16 protein-coding genes are annotated in these 20,731 nt (G+C 51.4%); 10 read left to right on the plus strand and 6 right to left on the minus strand.

Annotated features, from left to right (window positions below):
• Complete coding sequence (locus AB4876_RS12430) at positions 1–2,673, minus strand: AsmA family protein (RefSeq protein WP_368382008.1); 2,673 nt, start codon at positions 2,671–2,673, stop codon at positions 1–3.
• A gap of 134 nt (positions 2,674–2,807) precedes the next feature.
• On the opposite strand from AB4876_RS12430, the gene sfsA reads away from it, so the two are divergent.
• The gene (sfsA, locus tag AB4876_RS12435) at positions 2,808–3,515 is read left to right on the plus strand and encodes a DNA/RNA nuclease SfsA (RefSeq protein ID WP_368382010.1); all 708 of its coding nucleotides are present in this window, start codon (positions 2,808–2,810) and stop codon (positions 3,513–3,515) included.
• 5 nt (positions 3,516–3,520) lie between these two features.
• Here sfsA and AB4876_RS12440 read toward each other — a convergent pair whose 3' ends face one another.
• On the minus strand, positions 3,521–3,850 hold the full coding sequence (locus AB4876_RS12440) for a Rieske (2Fe-2S) protein (RefSeq protein WP_368382012.1): 330 nt from the start codon (positions 3,848–3,850) through the stop codon (positions 3,521–3,523).
• A 77-nt stretch (positions 3,851–3,927) separates the two neighbouring features.
• On the minus strand, positions 3,928–4,971 hold the full coding sequence (locus AB4876_RS12445) for a patatin-like phospholipase family protein (protein ID WP_368382013.1): 1,044 nt from the start codon (positions 4,969–4,971) through the stop codon (positions 3,928–3,930).
• 94 nt (positions 4,972–5,065) lie between these two features.
• Here AB4876_RS12445 and AB4876_RS12450 point away from each other — a divergent pair, with 94 nt between their 5' ends.
• The 3 genes from AB4876_RS12450 to AB4876_RS12460 all read left to right on the plus strand — a co-directional run bounded on the left by AB4876_RS12450 (position 5,066) and on the right by AB4876_RS12460 (position 7,160).
• Complete coding sequence (locus AB4876_RS12450) at positions 5,066–5,806, plus strand: M15 family metallopeptidase (RefSeq protein ID WP_368382015.1); 741 nt, start codon at positions 5,066–5,068, stop codon at positions 5,804–5,806.
• Positions 5,803–6,594, plus strand: coding sequence for a serine O-acetyltransferase (cysE, locus tag AB4876_RS12455; RefSeq protein ID WP_368382016.1), 792 nt, complete (start codon positions 5,803–5,805; stop codon positions 6,592–6,594). Before AB4876_RS12450 ends, cysE begins: the two co-directional genes overlap by 4 nt.
• Positions 6,595–6,683: 89 nt before the next feature.
• Positions 6,684–7,160, plus strand: coding sequence for a hypothetical protein (locus tag AB4876_RS12460; RefSeq protein WP_368382017.1), 477 nt, complete (start codon positions 6,684–6,686; stop codon positions 7,158–7,160).
• 233 nt (positions 7,161–7,393) lie between these two features.
• Here AB4876_RS12460 and ppa read toward each other — a convergent pair whose 3' ends face one another.
• The 3 genes from ppa to nirB all read right to left on the minus strand — a co-directional run bounded on the left by ppa (position 7,394) and on the right by nirB (position 11,020).
• Complete coding sequence (gene ppa / locus AB4876_RS12465) at positions 7,394–7,921, minus strand: inorganic diphosphatase (protein WP_008251782.1); 528 nt, start codon at positions 7,919–7,921, stop codon at positions 7,394–7,396.
• 159 nt (positions 7,922–8,080) lie between these two features.
• Entirely contained in the window at positions 8,081–8,404 is a 324-nt protein-coding gene (nirD, locus tag AB4876_RS12470; RefSeq protein ID WP_368382018.1) for a nitrite reductase small subunit NirD, read from the minus strand.
• 66 nt (positions 8,405–8,470) lie between these two features.
• The gene (gene nirB, locus AB4876_RS12475) at positions 8,471–11,020 is read right to left on the minus strand and encodes a nitrite reductase large subunit NirB (RefSeq protein WP_368382019.1); all 2,550 of its coding nucleotides are present in this window, start codon (positions 11,018–11,020) and stop codon (positions 8,471–8,473) included.
• Positions 11,021–11,438: 418 nt separating this feature from the next.
• On the opposite strand from nirB, the gene AB4876_RS12480 reads away from it, so the two are divergent.
• From AB4876_RS12480 to AB4876_RS12505, 6 genes are all read left to right on the plus strand, one after another.
• Complete coding sequence (locus AB4876_RS12480; protein WP_368382021.1) at positions 11,439–12,911, plus strand: NarK family nitrate/nitrite MFS transporter; 1,473 nt, start codon at positions 11,439–11,441, stop codon at positions 12,909–12,911.
• A 52-nt stretch (positions 12,912–12,963) separates the two neighbouring features.
• Positions 12,964–14,688, plus strand: coding sequence for a bifunctional protein-serine/threonine kinase/phosphatase (locus tag AB4876_RS12485; RefSeq protein ID WP_368382022.1), 1,725 nt, complete (start codon positions 12,964–12,966; stop codon positions 14,686–14,688).
• A 341-nt stretch (positions 14,689–15,029) separates the two neighbouring features.
• On the plus strand, positions 15,030–16,901 hold the full coding sequence (locus tag AB4876_RS12490; protein ID WP_368382024.1) for a hypothetical protein: 1,872 nt from the start codon (positions 15,030–15,032) through the stop codon (positions 16,899–16,901).
• Positions 16,898–19,789, plus strand: coding sequence for a tetratricopeptide repeat protein (locus AB4876_RS12495; protein ID WP_368382025.1), 2,892 nt, complete (start codon positions 16,898–16,900; stop codon positions 19,787–19,789). Before AB4876_RS12490 ends, AB4876_RS12495 begins: the two co-directional genes overlap by 4 nt.
• Positions 19,773–20,369 (plus strand): tetratricopeptide repeat protein, encoded by a 597-nt coding sequence (locus AB4876_RS12500; protein ID WP_368382026.1) that lies wholly within the window; start codon positions 19,773–19,775, stop codon positions 20,367–20,369. Before AB4876_RS12495 ends, AB4876_RS12500 begins: the two co-directional genes overlap by 17 nt.
• Positions 20,369–20,683, plus strand: coding sequence for a hypothetical protein (locus AB4876_RS12505; RefSeq protein ID WP_368382028.1), 315 nt, complete (start codon positions 20,369–20,371; stop codon positions 20,681–20,683). Before AB4876_RS12500 ends, AB4876_RS12505 begins: the two co-directional genes overlap by 1 nt.
• Positions 20,684–20,731: the final 48 nt, after the last annotated feature.

The raw sequence follows: 20,731 nt of genomic DNA on the forward strand, positions 1-20,731 counted from the left end.
TCAGTTTTGGGGGGCGACGGATTGGTTTGCTGGCTCGCTCTCTGTATTAACTGCCGTCGCTGGCAGTGGTGGCTTAAGCAACTCCTCGGGCAATTCATCTACGGTTGGTATTTCGTCAATCGCGCCGTCGCAGGAGCTGCCAGCGTAAATGGCGCGCTTGAGTAAGCCTTGGGCTAAGAGCGATAAACCGCCAGTGTAAATTGCGGCGCCGGTAGAGAGTCCAGAGGTGAACATGCCGGATGGGTCGGCGACAATTTTGGGTTTACTAAATGTGCCGCCAAGTCTAATCAAGCCTGCTGCGGCTCCAACATTTATACCTACGCCAGTGCGGGCAATGGGAGAAACACCAAACAGCAGTTGTTCCTTACCGAGATCAACATTCCCTGTGCCGATGATTTTGGTTTGCGCCGTTTCTAGGGCGATGCCGTCGTCGCTGATAAATTTACCGTTTTTGCCTTCAAAGTGAACCGCAATACATTCGATGTCGGTGCTGGTTTTGCGTTCGGAAAAGGGGTTGATCTTATCTATGGTTTCGCTGAGCACGTCGGAGCCGATCAGATTAAGGGCATTGCCTTGGGCGACCAAGTCAGTAATTTTAACGTCGAGCTTACCGTTCATGTTGGCGGCGAGGAGGTGTGGGCTGGCGCCCTGACTATTAATATTTAAGCGAATGCCGCCCTTGCCGTTGGTAATGCCGGCTGCTTTGTCGAGGCCGAGCTTACCGTAGTCCTCTGCATCGACGCTGAGCCTGAGTGCTAGGCTGGGAATGGTCTTACTACTGTCGAGCTTGAGGCGTATTTTGGCATCGCCGCCAGCAAAATTAATGGTGGTATTTTTTAAGTTTAAAACACCGCCCTGCAAGCTAGGCTTGAGGTTGGCCTTGCGAATAAATGCATAGCCGGTGTCGATATCGTCCAGTGCAAGGCTGATATCGGCATTCAGGGTTTGCAGCGCATTAAGATCGATGGGGTCTTTACTGATGAGTTTTTTGCCCTTTGTAATCGGTTTTACGGCGGGGGTGGTCGCATTGGCTTGGCTGGGCGGATTGAGAAAGGCGAGGTCGATTCGTTTGAGCCCAAGGCTGCCCTTTAGTTCGGCTAGCTGGGTGTCGGCGGCAGGGCTAAAGTGTAGGTCAAACTCGGCATTCTGCTTGCCCATGCTGGCCTCGCCTTTGGCGGCGTAGCTAGTAGCTTGGGCATGTAGCTTGGCATTAATTGTTACCGCGCCGGCCTCCTGCCAGGGTAGTTGTGCCAATAACCATAGCGCCTTGCTGTTCTCGGCTTCGGCTTGAATGTCGAGTTCGGTGCCGGCGATGCCATTTACATTGATTTTGCCCTCGGCCTTGACCGTAAGATTTTGCTGACTGAGGTTTAGCTGCAGGGCCAAATCTGCCGCCTCGGTAGTTTTAGCCAAGGCTTGTAGTGCAATGTCGGCGTTGAATTGGTTGATCTCACGCTGGGTGGCCAGCTCGGTGATTTTGTCGGCTTTGAGGCTGATTTTGATATTTTCTTTGATCGCAATATTGCTCTTTAAGGCGTCTAGCTGCCATCCAGTGGCCTTTAAGGTAGCAATATTTAAATCGAGTTTAAGATCGGTATCGGCTAGCCACTGCCAGTCGATGGGGGATTCTTCCTCCGCTTGTGCTGGTGTAGCGGGGGTGGCTGGCAGTGATGTAGCCTCGTCGGGCTTGCTGGGCAGCAGCTGATCTACGTCGAGCTGTTTGGCCGATAGGCTAGCGACAAGCGCTGAAGTGTTGGCGTTAATAGTGGCTGCGCCGCGAATTTCGTCTTTGTTCAGTTTGAGAACAATATTGCTGAATTCGTAGTTCGGGGTGATGGCGAGCTTGCTGGCGAGGTGAATTTTGGGAATGGCCGGTACTTCGCTGCCGGCGAGGCTGGCCAGATTGGCGGCCTCGCGTAAATCTATGGCGAATTTCAGCTCGCTACCGGCCAAATTGGGGCTGAGGACCAGCTTGCCTTCGCTGCTGAGGTCTACGTCTTTATGCTTGAGGGCGAGGGTGTAGGCGAGCACGCCGCTTTTTGGGTCGAAGAGGGTGATACCGCTGCTGAGTTCAAAGTGCTGTTTTTGGTAGTCTAGGCCAATATAGAAATCGCCATTACCAGCTTCGATGCGTTCACCGCTAATTTTTGGTAGATAAATACTGCGCTCTGCGCCAGTTTTGTCGCGCCAGAATAGATTGATATTTTTGATGCCAATGCGATTAAAGTTGAAGTCGCCGGGCAGCATTGGCAAGCCGGTGTCGACTTCTGGCTCGGGGTTTTGCGAGCTGGTGTTGGCGATCAGTTCGGGGCTGAGCCAGTTAAACTCACCAGCCTCGTTTTGTTCTACGCGAATGCTCAGTGCGTCGGCGTTAAGCGTCCAGAAGGGCTCCTTGCCAAAGGGGTTTTCGGTGAGGCTAATGGTGATGTTCGCTAGGCTGAGTAGGGCTGGGCGGGGCCACTGGGGATTGCGGATATTGATGCCGTCAATCTCGAAGCGCAATGGCGCGAGCTGGGAGCGGATATCGGTGATTTCCACTTCGAGTCCGGCAAAGCGCTGGGCGCTGCTATTGATCAGTCCGCGCAGCAATTGCGGTTGTATAAGCACCGTCGCAACGGTGGCGATGGCAAGAAAAATAAGTAAGCCTAGAGTGAGTAGCGATTTCTTAATCATGGTGACGGCGAATGATCCTGTGCTGGCGCGAATGTCAGTAAATCTACGATACCATGTTTAGGCTGGAAGCTGCGTCAAACGTGGGGTGAATGCCTTCGCGTAGCGCCAATTTACAGTAATTTGAGGAGGTGTAAGTGCAGTGGTCGGGTGAATTGCAAAGCGGATATTTACTTAGACGTTATAAGCGCTTTTTGGCAGATGTGGTGTTAGACGACGGTACGGAAGTGACGGTGCATTGCCCAAATACCGGTGCCATGACGGGGTGCGCGGAGCCGGATAGCCGAGTGTGGTTGTCGGTTAGTGATAATCCTAAGCGCAAATACAGTATGACCTGGGAGCTGCTAGAAACCGAAGCAGGGGATAAAGTGTGTATCCACTCGGCGCTGGCCAATACCTTGGCAGATGAAGCATTGGCTGATGACCGGATTAGGCCCTTGGTTGGCTACCCCAGTTGGCAGCGGGAGAAAAAGCTGCCGACGGGTAGCCGTATTGACCTTTACGCCGCCGCGACCGCAGATTTGCCAGAGTGCTATGTTGAGGTGAAGTCGGTGACCTTAGATTGCGGGGGTGGCTTGGGGGCGTTTCCTGACGCGGTGAGTAAGCGCGCCAGCCGCCATATTGAAGATTTACTTGCTCTGCGCGACTGCGGCGCCCGAGTGGTACTGCTCTTTGCAGTATTGCACGAGGGTATAGCGCGGGTGACGTCAGCGGCGGATATTGACCCCGATTACGCCCGCAATTTACGGGCGGCGGTGGCGGCGGGTTTGGATGTGTTCGCTTATAAAGCCGAGATCAGTAATGCGCATATGACCCTTGGTTCTGCGTTACCGGTATCTGTTTAGCGAATCTATTCGGGGGCGAGCTCGGTGAGGGTTAGTACGCCTTCATTTATTGTAAATGGGACCGCTTCCAGTGTTTTGCCCACGCAGGGACCCGCGACACAGCTGCCGTTTTCGATAATAAATAGTGCGCCATGAGTCGCGCATTGAATGAGCGAGTCGTCGTAATCGAGAAATTGATTTTCTTGCCAATTGAGTTCAATGCCTAGGTGAGGGCAGCGATTGCGGTAAACATAAACCTTGCCGTGCAGGCGCACGGCAAAAAAACTCTGGTCGGCAAATTTAAAGCCCTTGGAGCCTGGGTCGGCAATATCGTTTATGTGGCCAAGAATACGCATATAGTGTGGTGTTCATTTATTGCTTGTAAGAAACCCGAGTTACCGCAGTATGAGCCGGTTCGGGTAATTATCGCAGCTTAGTCGGCGGTGGGTGGCTCAATAAGGCGGTCATCACCTTCGCTTTTAAAGGCGTGGCGAATGGCGGGTAGCATTCGGTCAACGGAGTCGCGGCCTTCCTGAATGGCTTCAGCGGCGCAGCTAAATTCCATTAAGCCGATATGACCGAGTCGTGGCCACAGCATGATATCGGCCGGTTCGCCGGCAAGTCGGCTGCGGGTGATTCGGTCCTGCATGATATTGATGGCGCTCATCATTACCGCAATGGTACCTGGCGGCTCGGGCTTTTTCTCGCCCTCATTGGTGCGAAAATTACTGGCGGCCTCTTTTACTGATGCCGCAAAACGGCTAAAGGCCGCACCGAGAAAGGGGTCTTGTTCGTCTTCTTCGTCGCTCTCTTCAAAGATTGGCAGCTCTTCTTCGGCTTCCTCCTCTTCGGCGACCTCTTCTGAGCTGGGTGCTTTGGCGTTGCTTATGACTTTTTGGCGGCCGACCAGGTCGCTGTTGAGATCGACGCCAATAATAATATCGGCACCTAGTGCGCGGCATACCGATACCGGCACGGGATTCACCAAGCCGCCGTCAACCAGCCAAGAGTTACGAAAGGCTACAGGGGTTAAAATGCCGGGTATGGCCATTGAGGCGCGCACTGCGTCCCACAGCGGGCCGCGTTGTAACCATACCTCGCGGCCGCGCAGTAAGTCGGTCGCCACCGCGGCAAAGGGTTGGCTTAAATCTTCAATGTTGGGGTTGCCGTACTCGCGCTCGAAAAAATCGATCAAGCGGGTGGCGTGGGCCACGCCGCCGGTAGCGCCCAAGCTAACGCTCATATAGTGTAGCACTTGGGTGGTGCTAAGTGATTGAATCCAATGTTCGAAATGGTCGAGTTTCCCGGTGAGGTAGCATGCGGCAATAATAGAACCTACGGAGGTGCCGCAAAGAATGTCGGGCTTAATGCCGAGCTCGCTCAGGCGCTGAATCACACCAATATGGGCCATGCCGCGAGCGGAGCCACTGCCGAGGGCAAGGGCGATTTTTTTTTCGTGTGGTGAGGACTCGTCCACGTATTACTACTCCAGAATTTAAACTCAGACCAATAGGCGTTAGTATGATGCCACGAAGCTCTAACACCTTAAACAGCTTGAATAGTATGCGCCCATGAATAGCCCAACGGTAAGCGCCGATTTCGTTTTAGGTCGTGATAATTCCGCCATCACCTCGTTTGCCGGCGCTGCAGTGCATCGCGACATTGTTGCGCCGCTGTCGGCTCTGCAAGCCGATGCCGCGACGGCCGGTTTTGATTTGCGGGTGGTTAGCGGCTATCGCAGTTTCGATCGCCAGCGGGCTATTTGGAACGCCAAAGCCCGAGGCCAGCGTGCGGTGCTGGATAGCGCTGGTTGCGCGCTGGATATTAGCCTGCTGAGCCAGGAGGAGCTGGTCCATGCTATTTTGCGTTGGTCGGCCTTGCCAGGCGCGTCGCGGCATCATTGGGGTTGTGATATTGATGTTTACGATGCGGCGGCGGTTGCCGATGATTACGCGGTGCAGCTCAGCCCTCAAGAAGTAGCTGACGACGGCGTGTTTGGCGCCATGCATCAGTGGCTTGATCGGCAGTTTGTTAGCGGTGGTGGCCACGGTTTTTTCCGCCCCTATAATGCTGACCGCGGCGGTATTGCACCTGAGCGTTGGCATTTGAGTTACGCGCCGCTGTCCGTGAAATGCGAACTGACTCTCAGTGTTAAGTTATTGGCGGCGGCAGTGGCGGCGGAGCAGGATTTTGCCTTGCAAGAAACCGTACTGACAGTGTTAGATGCTATTTATTCGCGCTATGTGGCGGTGCCGAGTTCATGTTACCCGGCGAAGTATGTGGCGGAATTAACGACTAGGAAGTTGGTATGAGTGCAGCAGTGAACGATTTGTGGCTTGCCATGACTAAAGAAGCAAGGGATTACGGCCGCAATGAGCCGGTGCTGGCCAGCTTTTATCATGCCAGCATTTTAAATCACGCCAGTTTCGCTGATGCTTTGAGTTTTCATATTGCCTCTAAGCTAGGTTGTGATTCGGTTCCCGCGATGTTGATTCGCGATGTATTTAACGGCGCCTTTATTAGTGATCCGACTATTGTGGACTCGGCGGCTATGGATATTCGCGCGCACTTCGACCGCGATCCCGCTTGTGATCACTACGGTATGCCCTTTTTGTATTTTAAGGGTTTTCAGGCGATTCAGGCCTATCGCATTGCGCACTGGCTGTGGGTTCAGGGTCGGGAGTCGCTGGCATTATTTTTGCAAAATAGGATTGCCAGCGTCTTCGATGTGGATATTCATCCTGCGGCAGTGATTGGCTGCGGGGTAATGGTCGATCATGCCACCGGCCTTGTTATCGGTGAAACCGCGGTAGTTGGTGACAATGTGTCTATGTTGCACTCGGTCACCTTGGGTGGTTGTGGCAGTGGCCCAGGGCCTCGGCACCCGCATATTTGCGACGGCGTACTGATAAGCGCCGGTGCAAAAGTACTGGGTAATATTGTGGTGGGCGAGGGCGCTAAAATTGCCGCCGGCAGTGTGGTGTTGAATCACGTCGCGCCCCATTCGACAGTGGCAGGGGTGCCAGCAAAGCAGGTTGGTGCTTTATCTGCTGATTTGCCGGCATTAAATATGGATCAATATATCAATGACGAAGCCTAATATTGCAGCTTAATCGAATCAGTATTATTAGATTACATCTGTTATATTGTGAGCTATAGAGGTCGCGAAAATTTTTAAGCGAGGTGCTTGTGAGCGTTAAACTATTAGATAATAAAGCGTTTTACGGCTTTCGGGTTCGCCGTACAGTAGCGGGTAAGTTATACCAAGAGTATTTCTCGCTGAAAAATGAAGGCGCGCGACTGGAAGGCAAACAAAAGAGCGAAGTTGAAAAGCAGGCTATGGATCGCGATGCGGTATTGGCTGCGGAGCAGCGTCGCTATCTTGAAGAAACCAAAGAAGATCGCTGCTTTAAAAGTGATGGCACGGTGCGTGGTATCAGTTACTTATTGAAAACTGAAAAAAGCGGTAATTTAACGCCAATTTTTCAGGTTGGTGTGGCCTCAAAAGTTGAGAAGAAAACCGTGTGTACCAGTTTTTCGCTCAATGCCCACGGCAGTGATGACGCTTGGCATAAGGCAGTTGAGGCTTATTCTAAGCATAAATCTATACACAAGAATTCTAAACTTTATCATCGTTTGTTAAAGGCGATGCCAAAGGTAGGTTAATAATTCGCTAATTTGCGGGGCTTTTAAACGCCTCGTTATGCACTTAAACGGAGCCTTATGGCTCTGTTTTTGTTTCTGAGTATTGCGTTAGTATTTGCTGCTGCGAATAAGATTGATGCCGCGAAAGGATTTTTTCGCTGCGAATTTTACGCAGGCTTGTTTGGGGAAGCTGTGGTGAGTAAAGGAGTTTTTTAAGGTGGGAATAACGGGGCCGTCAGGCCCCGTTGCACAGCTTAGCCTTTGTAGGCAGCAGCGGCTTTCATAACTTCTGCGCGGGCTTCTTCACTGCCTGCCCAGCCATCAATTTTTACCCATTTGCCTTTCTCTAGGTCTTTGTAGTTTTCAAAGAAGTGTTCAATTTGCTGAATCAGTAGTGGTGGAAGATCTGAAGGCTCTTTCACATCTTTGTAGAGAACCGACAGCTTGTCGTGGGGTACGGCCAACAGCTTGGCGTCTTTACCAGCTTCATCGCTCATATTGAGGATGCCGATAGGGCGGGCGCGAATGACTGAGCCGGGCACTACTGGGTAAGGGGTTACAACCAGTACGTCTAGCGCGTCGCCGTCTTCAGACAGGGTGTTGGGGATATAGCCATAGTTGGCAGGGTAAAACATGGGGGTCGCCATAAAACGATCGACCATCAGCGCATCATAGTCTTTGTCGATTTCGTATTTAATTGGGCTGCTGTTAGCAGGAATTTCGATGGCAACGAAGATATCGTTAGGCAGGTCTTTGCCGGCCGGAATTTGCGTGTAGCTCATGAAGGGCTTCCATTTCTTAAGGTTGGGGTTGATAAATCTGTGCCGATTATAAACCCTGTAGAGGCTGATTACCAAAGAGGAAAAAGGTCGGCTACTACCAAGGTAGCAACCGACGAGGGGGGAGACTAACTGATGTCGCTAAGCACGCGGATACGGCGCTCAGCTATTTACTTGAACCTGAACCAAATCGCCTTCGGTGCGAGCTTGGTAGCAGGGGACTGATATGCTGTCGTCCTCTAGGCAGTTGCCGGCCTCAAGGCTAAAGTGTTGTTTGTAAATGGGCGAGGCGACGACCAATGTGCCTTGAATACTGCCGACAATTCCCCGCGACAACACATTGGCATTGCTGAAAGGGTCTTTGTTGGCCAGTGCATAAATTTTATCGTCGACTCGAAATATTGCCACTTGGGTTTCGTTAATTAGTGCCGCTACGCCTGCATTGGGTAGAATTTCGTCAAGACGGCAAACAGTAGTCCAAGACATTGGGTGTTCCTCGTATAAATCTATTGTGCTGAGTCGCACGTGCGGTGCGGCTCAGGTATTGTGTGTTTAGGCGACCGCGATTAAGTCTTTGTCGGCGGTTTTTTCGGCCTCAGTGGCGGGGCGAATTTGACCGCGCTCCTGAATAAAGACAATTTCTTTGTCGGTTTTGTCAGCATTGATAAAGCTGCGGAAGTGTTTCACCTTCTCGGGGTTCTCGATGGTGGTTTTCCACTCGCACTGATAGGTGTCAACGACGTTGGCCATGTCTGCCTCTAGCTCTGCGCAAATACCCAGTGAGTCGTCAATAATGACTTTGCGCAGGTAATCTAAGCCGCCTTCGAGGTTTTCCATCCACACCGAGGTGCGCTGCAAGCGATCGGCAGTGCGCACGTAGAACATCAGGAAACGGTCGATGTATTTTACCATGGTGTCGGTGTCGATATCCGAGGCAAATAAATCGGCGTGGCGGGGCTTCATGCCACCGTTACCGCAGAGGTAGAGGTTCCAGCCTTTCTCAGTAGCGATCACACCCACGTCTTTGCTCTGCGCCTCGGCACATTCGCGCGTACAGCCCGATACCGCCATTTTGAGTTTGTGTGGCGAGCGCAGGCCCTTGTAGCGGTTCTCTAAATCAATGGCTTTGCCAACGCTGTCTTGCACGCCGTAACGGCACCAAGTGGAACCTACGCAAGATTTTACGGTGCGCAAAGATTTACCGTAGGCGTGGCCAGATTCAAAACCGGCGTCGATCAATTCGCTCCAAATTTTGGGCAGCTGGTCGAGGGTGGCGCCGAACAAATCTACGCGCTGGCCGCCGGTAATCTTGGTATAGAGATTGTACTTTTTGGCTACTTGGCCAACCGCAATCAAGCCGTCTGGGGTGACTTCACCGCCGGCCATGCGCGGCACTACCGAGTAGGTGCCGTTTTTCTGCATATTAGCCAAGTAGCGGTCGTTGGTGTCTTGCAGGCCGGCGAGTTTGGGCTCAAGAATATAGTCATTCCAACACGATGCCATGACAGAGGCGGCGGTAGGCTTGCATATTTCACAGCCGTGGCCGCTGCCATGCTTCTCTAAAAGCTCGGCAAAGGATTTGATTTGGCCAACTTTGACGAGGTGGAAAATTTCTTGGCGAGTGTAAGGAAAATGCTCGCAGAGGTCGGTGTTCACCTCAACGCCCATTTTAGTCAATTCGGCGTTCAGCACTTGGCCGACGAGGGCAGTACAGCCGCCGCAGGTGGTTGCTGCTTTGGTACAGGCTTTAAGATCGCCAACCGTCATCGCGCCGCCCTGAACCGCCGCGCATAAATCGCCTTTACTTACATTGTTACAAGAACAAATTTGCGCAACATCGGGCAGGGCGTCTACACCCAAGCCCACGCCAGCACTGCCGTCTAGGCTTGGCAAAATCATGCTCTCGGGTTGTTCCGGCAGAGTGATTTTGTTTAAGGCAAATTGAAGTAGGGTGCCGTAGTCATTGGCCTCGCCAATCAGCACGCAGCCCAGCAGGTGTTGGCCGTCGCTGCTGACCACAATCTTTTTATAGACTTCGGCTTTCTCGTCGATAAAGGTGTAGCACTTGGCGTCGGGGGTGGTGGCGTGGGCGTCGCCAATCGAGGCAACGTCAACACCCATGAGCTTGAGCTTGGTGCTCATGTCTGCGCCAGTAAAAGCTTTTTCTTCGACGCCGCCCAGTACGTGGTCGGCGGCTACTCGTGCCATATCCCAGCCAGGTGCAATCAAGCCGTAAATGCGGCCGCCCCACAACGCGCACTCGCCAATGGCGTAAATGGCTGGGTCCGAGGTTAAACAGGCGTTATCAATAACAATTCCGCCGCGCTCGCCAACCTCGAGCTCACACTGTCGGGCTAGAGCGTCTTGGGGGCGAATACCTGCTGAGAAAACCAATATATCGGTTTCTAGTTCGGCGCCGTCAGCGAATTGGAGCTTGTGAACGCAGTCATCACCATCAATAATTTGCTGGGTGTTCTTTTGGGTGTGGACTGACACGCCCAAGTCTTCAATTTTGCGGCGCAATAGGGCGCCGCCGCCTTCATCGACCTGTACGGCCATGAGGCGGGGGGCAAATTCGATAACGTGGGTTTTTAGCCCTAAGTCCATTATTGCTTTAGCGGCCTCGAGGCCAAGTAAGCCGCCACCAACAACGGCGCCAACTTTGGCATTGGCCGCAGCGGCAGTAATCGCTTCTAAATCCTCAATGGTGCGGTAAACAAAGCAATTTTTGCGGTCGTGGCCGGGTACTGGCGGCACAAAGGGGAATGAGCCGGTCGCCAGAATCAATTTGTCGTAGGGGTATTGTTCGCCCTTGTCGGTGCTAACGATTTGCGCCGCGCGATCTATAGCAATGACTTTTTCGTGGGTGAGGGCGGTAATATTGTTGTCGCTGTAGAAGCCGTCTTTAACCATATTGAGCGAGGCGGCTTCGCGGGTTTCAAACCACGCGGTGAGGTGTACGCGGTCATAGGCTGGGCGAGGTTCTTCGCCAATAACCGTGATCGCAAATTGCTCGCCTCGACCGCTTTCAATAATAGACTCGATGAATTGGTGGCCAACCGGGCCGTTACCAATAATAAGTAGGCGTTGTTTGTCTGTCATGGTTACTTCCTTTGATACTTTGCGCGGTGGCTATCTATTTGGCGGCCGGTGCTGCGGATGGATATTGCTTAAATAGATAGCAAAAGCTGTGCCACTGTTTTTGGTGGAAATTAAGGTGTTGATTTATAAATGTTATTTCGGATTTATGCGTCCTTGTGGTGCAATTTTGGGGTTTATGGAATTACTCGAAGGGGGATTTGTTGGGGCGCAATGCTCGGTGTTGGTGCGGAATAGGAGGTCTTAATCCTGTCGTTAGGCGCACTAAAATGATGCAAAAATACAGCTTTGGGTGTAAAGAAATAAAAATAAATCTTTCTAAACAGTGCCTTAGGATGATGGCTAATTTTGACGTATATGTTTGGCACAGGCCTTGCTCTCATGAGAACAATACTTACAAATGGCCATTATGGAGCTATTAATGTCTTCCTCGACTTTAAATGTGCTTGATCTCAAGCAAGAGAAAATACGATTACTTCACTTAAGTTGGTTTGCCTTTTTCCTCAGCTTTGTGGTGTGGTTTAACTTTGCACCGATGCTGTCCTCTATAAAAGAAGCATTTGATCTGACTAATCAGCAGGTTAAGGCGCTGATGATCCTTAATGTGGCGCTCACCATTCCCGCCCGCGTTATTATTGGTATGTTGGTGGATCGTTTCGGGCCGCGCATCGTCTATAGCGCCCTTTTGGTGCTTGGCGGCATGGTATGTGTTGCCTTTGCCTTTGCTAACAGCTACGAAGCGATTGCCTTGTTGCGCTTCTTAATGGGCTTTATCGGTGCTGGTTTTGTTATCGGTATTCGCTTAGTGGGTGAGTGGTTTCCGGCGCGTCAAGTAGGCTTGGCTGAAGGGGTTTACGGCGGCTGGGGTAACTTTGGCTCGGCGGCAGCAGCAATGGCTCTGCCGACCTTGGCCTTGTACTTTGGTGGTCCAGATGGCTGGCGCTACGCGATTGCTTCTACCGGCGTAATTGCCTCTATCTACGGCGTGTTCTTTTATTGGCGCGCTCGCAATACCCCGAAGGGTTCTACTTACTTTAAACCCAAAAAATCTGGCGGTTTGGTTGTGAGTAGCAAGCGCGATCTGATCTTCTACATTGTTATGTGCGTGCCTATGTATTTGGCGCTGGCGACATTGACGTGGAAGTTGTCGCCAGTGAATTTGGGAATGCTGAATAGCACGGCATCAATGGCGTTATATGTGGTCTTGGCGGTTTTATTTGTAGTGCAAGTTAGTCAGATTCTGCGGGTAAATAGCGACTTGTTAAACAATGTCGCAATTCCAGAGATGCAGCAGTACAAGTTTAAACAGGTCGCGATCTTGAATGTGGCCTATTTTGTGACTTTTGGTTCTGAGTTGGCAGTGGTGTCCATGCTGCCTTTATTCTTTATGGAAACCTTTGAACTGAGTGCAGTGGCTGCCGGAATGTTGGCCTCGGGCTTTGCGTTTATGAACTTGGTGGCGCGTCCCGGCGGCGGTTATTTGTCGGATAAGTTTGGTCGCCGCAAATCGCTGTCTATTTTGGTCGCTGGCTTAGCGGCGGGCTATATGGTGCTGAGCAATATAGATTCGACTTGGACAATTTGGGTGGCGGTGGTTTCGACCATGTGCTGTTCTTTCTTTGTGCAGGCCGGCGAAGGCGCAGTATTTGCAATTGTGCCCTTGGTTAAACGCAGTATGACTGGACAAATTGCCGGAATGACGGGTGCTTACGGTAATGTTGGGGCGGTTATCTTTTTAACAGTATTGTCCTTTGTGAGCGCATCGGACTTCTTCCTTGTGATTGCCGCTTGTGCAGCGTTTGTGTTCGTTGCTGTGCAGTTTATGGAAGAGCCTCAGGGTCATACCGCGGAACTGAATGACGATGGCAGTGTTGCGCTGATCGAAGTTAGTTAAAGTACAGTGTATGTTAAGCGCATAACTGTGGTTCATACCTCGAGAACGTTACATGCACTTTGACGGTGGTTTAAAGTTGGCAATTGCCCAGCGCAGCAGTGCTGGGCAAAAACCGGTTAACGAAGATAGCTTGGGTATTTGTATACCTAAGGATGAGCAAATAACCACCAAAGGCGCGGTTGCAGTTATTGCCGATGGCGTGTCCGCGGCAGAGGCCGGAAAGGAGGCGGCAGAAACCTGCGTAACTGGTTTTCTAAGTGATTATTTCTCAACCCCAGATTCTTGGTCGGTAAAGCGATCTGCACAGCAGGTTTTAAATGCATTGAATCGCTGGCTGTACGGTCAAGGCCAGCATTATCTGCAGGCCGAAAAGGGCTATGTTTCCACGCTCAGCATTGCGATTTTTAAATCGCAAACAGCGCATTTATTTCATGTCGGCGACAGCCGAATTTACCGTTTGCGGGACGGTTGCCTTGAGCAGCTTACCCGTGATCACGCCATGCCTATCAGTCGCGGTAAGTCGTATTTAACTCGCGCAATGGGTTTGGATATTAATTTAGATGTCGACTATCGCGCGGCCGATGTGGCGGTAGGTGATGTATTTCTATTGAGCACCGATGGCATTCACGATGTATTGAGTAGTGGGCACTTACAGGAACTTATCGGCACAATAACTATAGCGGCAGATCTGGACGCTATATGTCAGCAGATGATTGATGAGGCGCTGGCGGCGGGTAGTGACGATAATCTCAGTTGCCAGTTATTGCGAGTTGATGCGCTACCGTTGGAGGATGCTGGTGATGTTTACCGCAAATTAACCGCGCTGCCGTTTCCGCCGCCGCTGGCTGTGGGCATGGTGTTAGACGGATTGGTTATTGAGGAAGAGATTCACGCCAGTCCGCGCAGTCAGCTTTACAAAGTTTTTGACGCGACCGCAAACCAACATTACGTAATGAAAACCCCGTCGGCAAACTTTAATGACGATCCGGCCTATATTGAGCGTTTTATTCTTGAGAGTTGGGTGGGGCGCCGAATTCAAAGTGAGCATGTCATTGCGGTGATCGCCCCGCCGTTGGCGCCGACGTGTCTTTATTACTTATCCGCATTTGCGCCGGGACGAACTTTGGGGCAGTGGATGCGGGATAACCCCAAGCCCTCTAGCAAGCAAATGCTAGATATTATATTGCCTGCTGCTAAGGGCTTACAGGCGATGCATCGACGCGACACGATTCATCAAGATATAAAACCTGATAATATTCTCGTGGGGGATGATGGTCAGGTTAAAATTATCGACTTCGGTTCTTGCTACGTGGCCGGCCTTGCTGAAATTGCAGTGCCAATAAGTCGTGATCGAGTATTGGGCACGGCCCAGTACTCAGCTCCTGAGCATGTTTTGGGGCGTAAACCAGGCGCCAAGGCCGACCAGTTCTCATTGGCGGTTATTGTTTTTGAGGTGCTGACGGGGCATCACCCATTTCAGGGGCGTTTAGAAAACTGCACCACCACCGCCGCATTTACGCGTTTAGAATATATACCTGCCTGTCATTATAATCCTCATGTGCCGCTGTGGTTAGATGCTGCATTGAGTCGAGCGCTGAGTATTAGTCCAGAATTGCGTTACAACGATATCGCTGAGTTTGTTCACGATCTTCAGCACCCTAACCCCGTGTACAGCAAAGATAATTTTCAGCCGCTGCTCACTCGCAATCCATTGCGGGTATGGCAGGGAATTTCCTTTATCTTATTGTTGTGTCTGCTCTGGAGCTTGAGGCGTTAAGCACCTTATTAGCGACTTTAGCCTAGCGTCTTTATAGTGCAATTCATTGCGAGCAATTGATCCTGTCGCGCTTGCTCATGGTGCATTCTGATTTATATGTGGGCAAATTTACTCTTATATTTTCGCTATGCTTCATCCCTTATTCTGGTTTTTGTGGCGCAGAGCACATTGCGGTTGTGATTTGCGTTTAAAAACTAAGTCAATTCCTCTTATCCGAAAATAGCGATTTCTTTGGCGCGGCTCTTGCAATACCTACATACGGAAGTTGATGGCAGTGTGATCTTTATCGGCTATAAGGCTTTGTCACTGCGCAGTTAACGCAAAACGAATTGGGGCTATTTGTGAAAATTTTAGCGTTAAGCCTTTCTAAAATTTGCTGGTGCGTGGCGATATTGCTGCTGCCGATGACCCTGTATGCAAGTGAGTCCGATTCGGTAAAGGTCGAGGCGCTAAATCTTTATAGCAGCGCGCGTTTGGCCTCTGAAGCTAGTAAACAGGAGGAGCTTCATCAAATTCGTTTTTATGTTTCCCGCCTTGCGGAAAATTTTGAAATTCAGGCCGTAAGTCTTAGCGTTGACGGTCGCGAAGTCGTTAAATACAAGTACAGCGAGCTGGAATCAAGGCTTTTATTTGATGGCGGCGTGCATCCACTACTCACTCTTAGCTTGCCCCCAGGAAGCCATCAAATTGCAGCCAAATTTGTAGTTATAAATCGCGATGCCGGTCCTAACGCTGATCGTTTATTTCCGCGTATAGAAAAGGATTTAACGCTTACCGGAAATACCCAGTTAGAGTTAGAGCTGCTTAGCGAAGGAATGGCAAAATGGCTGAAAAAGCCCAGTATATTGTTACATGACAGGGGCGAAGAAGATCCCGCATTAAATAGTGATAGCAATCCTTTTCTGCGTGCCGTTTATTTTAATGCGCGGCGTCACTACGCCTTCGAGGCCCTTGCCGAGGCTATGTATTATGTAAAAAAGGGTGGGCAAGTCGCGCAGTTTTCGCCACGCCTGCAGCAGACATTAAAGCAGAGCGCAGTCGAATTGGGTTTAGCTGCACTGCCCAGCGAGCTCGCGAATATTGGTGACCCAGCGAGCAGTGCACGCGCCAGTGACGATATTTATCAAAAATTTAATAGCGGTGTGGGGTTAATTAATCGTGGTAAGGCTGCCGAAGGTGTCGCAATTCTTGACGCTTTAAGTTACACCATTCGTGAGAGTAATGGCAGTGGCACAGCGCAGAACAGTAATGAAGCTCTGCTTGGCGATAAAATTAATTTGTCTCTCGGATTCTATTTTTTACAGCAGGGCGATAGCGAGCGCGCCGTGAATTATTTTAGCGAGGTGCGGCGTTTAAGTCCTTACGCCAATAAAGCACTGGTGGGGTTGGGGTGGGCGCTGCTGAGTCCGCGTCAGACGGCTGTGCAGGCTCTGGCCGACAGCGATATTAGCGCGCCCGGTCGTAAGGCTAAGAATATGGCGTATCTGTGGTCTGGTTCCGAGGACGACATTGCTTGGGCGCGTCGCCACACACCCTTTCGGCGAGCGTGGGCTATTGCGTCGGGCGCAAAAGAAGAGGATTTACAGGCGGCGATGGTGCCGTGGATGGAATTGATCAATCGCGACCCCCTAGATCCCGCTGTGCAAGAGGGGTTATTAATTTTACCTTACGCGATGTCGCACTGGGCAGGGCAGGGAGCGCGTGCGGAAAGCTATTATGTGTCTGCGGTTAATCGACTTCAGGAATCTTTGTTGATTCTAGAATCAGCGGCAGAAGATGTTCGCAGCGGTGGCTTACTGGAGGCGGTGATCGCAGCCGATAAAGACAAACTCAATGGGTGGGGTATTTGGTTGTGCGATTTATCTGCTGATCGACAGGGTGCGTATTTGGATTTGTTACTCGATAGTTCCAGTTTTCATTTTGCGCTGCGCGAGTTCCGTCAGCTTGGTCGCATAGTTGAAGTGTTAGGTGGCGTTGGGCAAGTTGGCTCAGCAAGTTCGGCGGCTGGAGGCAGCACCCTTCTCGGCGCGTTAGATAAATTAAAAGCACAGTGGGGGCTTAAGCTGGAGCGAGCCGCCATTGCCGAGCTTGATAAGCATCGCCAGCGCACTGAACGCTATTTGGCTGAGGCCAATTTTGCGATGGCGCGGAACCATGAAAACGCGCGTCGTCAGCTTACCGAAGTGGTGTGGGATGGGGAGGCTGGCAAATGAAACTCGTTGATTATAATAGAGTGAGCGCTTTGCAAGCTGCTTGTGCACTGCCAGTGCTGTTTGGAATGTGTGTGTTGCTTAGTGCTTGCCAGCCTGCGCTGCAGCCTCGTGGTGAGAGCCAAACCATCGGTAGCATGCTTGAGCGCAACGGGCAGAGTGCCGAGCGCTTATTTATGAGTAAAGTATCGGCTAAGAAAATTGACGACGCCGAGGTGGAATCCCTACGCGTTGAAGCAGCGGCTTTAAACCATTACCAAAAAATTCTTAACTTGGCTTCTGCATCTGGTGTGCGCGCCGAAGCCTTGCGTCGTTCTGCAGACCTGCGTATTGAAGGCGCGGAGCGAGATGGCAATATAAATATGCGGGAGGTTGCCGCGGCGACCGAGCTGTATCAACGACTAATCGCCGAGTTTCCCGATTATCCCAATAAAGATCATGTTATCTACCAGTTGGCCCGCGCCTATGAATTATCAGGCCGCAGCGAACTGGCAATCGACACCTTGCGGGATTTGGCGCACGAGTATCCGGCTTCGCAGCGCGCCAATGATGCCCTGTTTCGCGCTGCTGAAATGCTGTATTTGCGCAAGCGCTATCAAGAGGCGGCTGCGGAGTACGGGCGTTTAATCAAGCAAGACCCTACGATGCCATACTGGCAGATGGCTCAGTATAAATATGCGTGGAGTCAGTATCAATTGAGTAACCCAGAGCTTGCTGTCAGCAGTTTTACTGCCATTTTAAGCCAGCTCAAAATACGCAGTGAAGTGATGACCATGGAGCAGTTACTGGCTTTTGTGCCGAGCGCCAGCGCAGAGTTGCTACGGGATACCGTCCGAGGCCTAAGTTTAGCGCTAGCAGCTAAACCAAAAGGTCATAATATTAACGCTTACTTTGCCGGGTTGCCCAGCAATCATTTTTACCCACTGGTGTATAGCAGTCTCGGCGAGTTACTGATGAACAAGAAACGCTATACCGATGCGGCGAGTGTTTACGAGGCTTTTGTCGGCGCCTACCCTCGGCATGATTTGGCAATGCGTCACAGCGAAAATGCGATTGCGGCTTATCAGCGCGGTGGATTTACGGGGCTTAAAATCAGCGCCCAAGAGGTTTATATCGAACGCTACGCAACCGCCATACTTGCCTCTGCAGTGGAGGGCGAGGCAGATGCAGCGTTGACTAAACTTAGTAAGTTACTACGTGATTACACCATGGAAGTATTGGCATTTCGTCATGCCGAGGCGCAACGAGCAGAAGACAGTGACGCCGATATACTGCAGCAACGTTTTGCTGCAGTGGCAGAACGCTATCGCATGGCATTGGCAATGTTTCCTCTTGATGCCAATTTTGCAACAACTAGCATGCGTTACGGTGATGCCTTGTTTGATAGCGGTGAGCACAAGGCTGCGGCGGAACAATATCTTGCGGTGGCCTATGATCTCGCGAGCTATAACAAGCCAGCAGATGCTGCGTTGGCCGCAGTGAAATCCTACCGCGCTTGGTTAAACGACGCGCTGGATGCCGAGCGTGATGAAGCCCAGCAAGCGGTAATCGACGCTAGTATTCAAATGGCGGCGGCGTTTCCACAGCATCCAGAGCGTAGCCGAGTGCTGTTGGCCAGCGCCGAAGATTTATACGGTATGCAGCGTTACCAGGAGGCATTAGCGATAGCTGAGCCCTTGCTCGAAAATGCGCAGTGGGTCGATTTGAGTTTGCAAATTAAGGCTTTGAGTATCACCGCCGACGCCTATTATGCACAAAATAGATTTGATAAGGCTGAAATCTATTACGACCGTTTATTGCCAATGGTAGTAGCGGAGCCGGTGCTTCAAAATCTCGCCCGCGAGCGTTTGGCTATCTCTGTATATCGTCGCGCGGAGGGCTTGAGGAGCTCCGGCGAAAATGCACTTGCGGCAAATACATTTTTGCGCGCCGCCGAGCTAAGCCCTAGTACGGTATTACGCGCCAATGCAAGTTTTGATGCTGCCGGCCAGTTTTACGTGGTGAATAACTGGAAAAAAGCGGCGGATGTGTTGCAAGGTTTTCGCAGCAACTTTCCCAATCACCGTATGGCAATTGAAGCAGATAAGCTACTTGCTGAAACCTATCAAAAGTCGGCGCAACCGGCTTTGGCTGCTGCGGTGTATGGCCACTTGGCTTTGGTCAATAGTGAACCTCTTGCAACCCGTCGCCAGGCTAGTCTGATGGCGGCAAAACTTTACGACCAAGCGGGATTACGCGAGCAAGCTCGACGTGCAATAGAAAAACATATTGCTCAGTTTCCTGCGCCCTTGTTAGATGCTCAGCAATTCCGGTTGCGCTTGGCCGCGATGGCGCCAGCGAATAGCGAGCTTCATCAGCGCTGGTTAAAAGAGATAGTTACTGCCGACAAACGTGCTGCTGAGCCTAACGAGGCTTCACAATTAATAGCGGCGGATGCCAGTTTGCAACTCGCGATGATCGATGTGCGCCGAGCTAAGAGCGCTAAGTTGCAGCTGCCTATTGCTAAAAGCCTGGCGCTTAGGCAGCGGGCGATGCAAGCCGCTATCGATAGCTTGGCACAGGCGTCCGCTTACGGTTTTTCTGATATCACCACTAAGGCGGATTATGAACTAGGTAATTTGTATCGTGACTTTGCTAAGGCACTGATGGAGTCGGAAAAACCGCGGGAATTGCGCGGGGATGTACTGCAAGAGTACGTCCTTTTGCTAGAGGAGCAGGCCTACCCCTTTGAGGAGAAGGCAATTAGTGCCTTTGAGGTGAATGTGGCGCGAGTTCGGGACGGGGTGTGGACGGCGGGAATGCGGCAAAGCCTTTTAGCGTTAATTGAACTGGCGCCCGCCAAATACGGTAAGCAGCCTCAACTGGAGGATAGTTATGATTCACTTTACTAAACTGCTCGCAGCGCTGCTATTGCTCTGTGCCGCGGGCTGCAGCTCTGGGCCGCAGACTGTGAAATCAACGAAGCAGATCGGCACGCCTTCGTCGGCTGAGTTCGATCGCGCGCTGGCACTAATGAAAAGCGGTGACAGCGCCGGCGCAAGCCAAGCTTTTTTGGCGCTGAGTGAAAGCTATCCGCGCTCAACTGGGCCGTGGACAAATTTGGGAATTTTGGCCGCTCGCCAGCAACAGTATGAGTTAGCAGCGAAGTATTTTTTAGGGGCATTGCAGCGCTCACCTAATAATGTCGCTGCGCTTAATTGGATGGGCTATATCACCAGTAAAAATGGCAGTTACGACGCTGCGCTAGATTGGTATGGCAAGGCGTTGGCGGTCCGCGATGACTACGCCGCCGCGCATTTGAATATAGGTATTCTCTACGAGACTGCGTTTAAGCAAAGCTCTCAAGCGCTGGTGCACTATCGCCGCTATCAGGCGCTTACAGGCGGTGACAATATTTTAGTGAGTGCTTGGATTCATAATATCGAATCTAACGCAGATTATGTGGCGGTGAATGTGTCGCAGGTGAATTAATGAGATCACTATTATTTATAGCGCCGACAATTGCGATGACATTGGCGTTGCAAGTAAGCGCCGAGTTAGCTGTTGGCACCGCGAGCAGTACCGAGCCGGCAATGGGTGTAACTATTCACGGCACCGATGAAGCTGCGGTGGGTTTGTATTTGATGCCCTGGGGCGAAGAGCCGGTGAGCGATTTAGATCGGCCGCCACAGTTAATAGACGAAGGGCCGCAAGTGATTAATGCTGAGGAGTTTCAACGTTATGCTGAGTGGTATCAGGCACGCCGCTCGTATCGTTATTGGCGTCTCCAGCGCAATAACTGGTAGCGAAGACGTTTGGCGGCAGTACACATGTAAAACAAAATTTAATTTGAT

Source organism: Zhongshania guokunii, assembly GCF_040892635.1.
In the GTDB taxonomy this organism is placed as follows: Bacteria; Pseudomonadota; Gammaproteobacteria; order Pseudomonadales; family Spongiibacteraceae; genus Spongiibacter; species Spongiibacter guokunii.

Coding starts and splice junctions, on each gene's coding strand:
- AB4876_RS12480 (WP_368382021.1), top strand. CDS start 11,439: ATGTCTTCCTCGACTTTAAATGTGCTTGATCTCAAGCAAGAGAAAATA.
- AB4876_RS12505 (WP_368382028.1), top strand. CDS start 20,369: ATGAGATCACTATTATTTATAGCGCCGACAATTGCGATGACATTGGCG.
- AB4876_RS12495 (WP_368382025.1), top strand. CDS start 16,898: ATGAAACTCGTTGATTATAATAGAGTGAGCGCTTTGCAAGCTGCTTGT.
- AB4876_RS12440 (WP_368382012.1), bottom strand. CDS start 3,850: ATGCGTATTCTTGGCCACATAAACGATATTGCCGACCCAGGCTCCAAG.
- AB4876_RS12500 (WP_368382026.1), top strand. CDS start 19,773: ATGATTCACTTTACTAAACTGCTCGCAGCGCTGCTATTGCTCTGTGCC.
- AB4876_RS12430 (WP_368382008.1), bottom strand. CDS start 2,673: ATGATTAAGAAATCGCTACTCACTCTAGGCTTACTTATTTTTCTTGCC.
- nirB (WP_368382019.1), bottom strand. CDS start 11,020: ATGACAGACAAACAACGCCTACTTATTATTGGTAACGGCCCGGTTGGC.
- AB4876_RS12450 (WP_368382015.1), top strand. CDS start 5,066: ATGAATAGCCCAACGGTAAGCGCCGATTTCGTTTTAGGTCGTGATAAT.
- nirD (WP_368382018.1), bottom strand. CDS start 8,404: ATGTCTTGGACTACTGTTTGCCGTCTTGACGAAATTCTACCCAATGCA.
- cysE (WP_368382016.1), top strand. CDS start 5,803: ATGAGTGCAGCAGTGAACGATTTGTGGCTTGCCATGACTAAAGAAGCA.
- AB4876_RS12485 (WP_368382022.1), top strand. CDS start 12,964: ATGCACTTTGACGGTGGTTTAAAGTTGGCAATTGCCCAGCGCAGCAGT.
- ppa (WP_008251782.1), bottom strand. CDS start 7,921: ATGAGCTACACGCAAATTCCGGCCGGCAAAGACCTGCCTAACGATATC.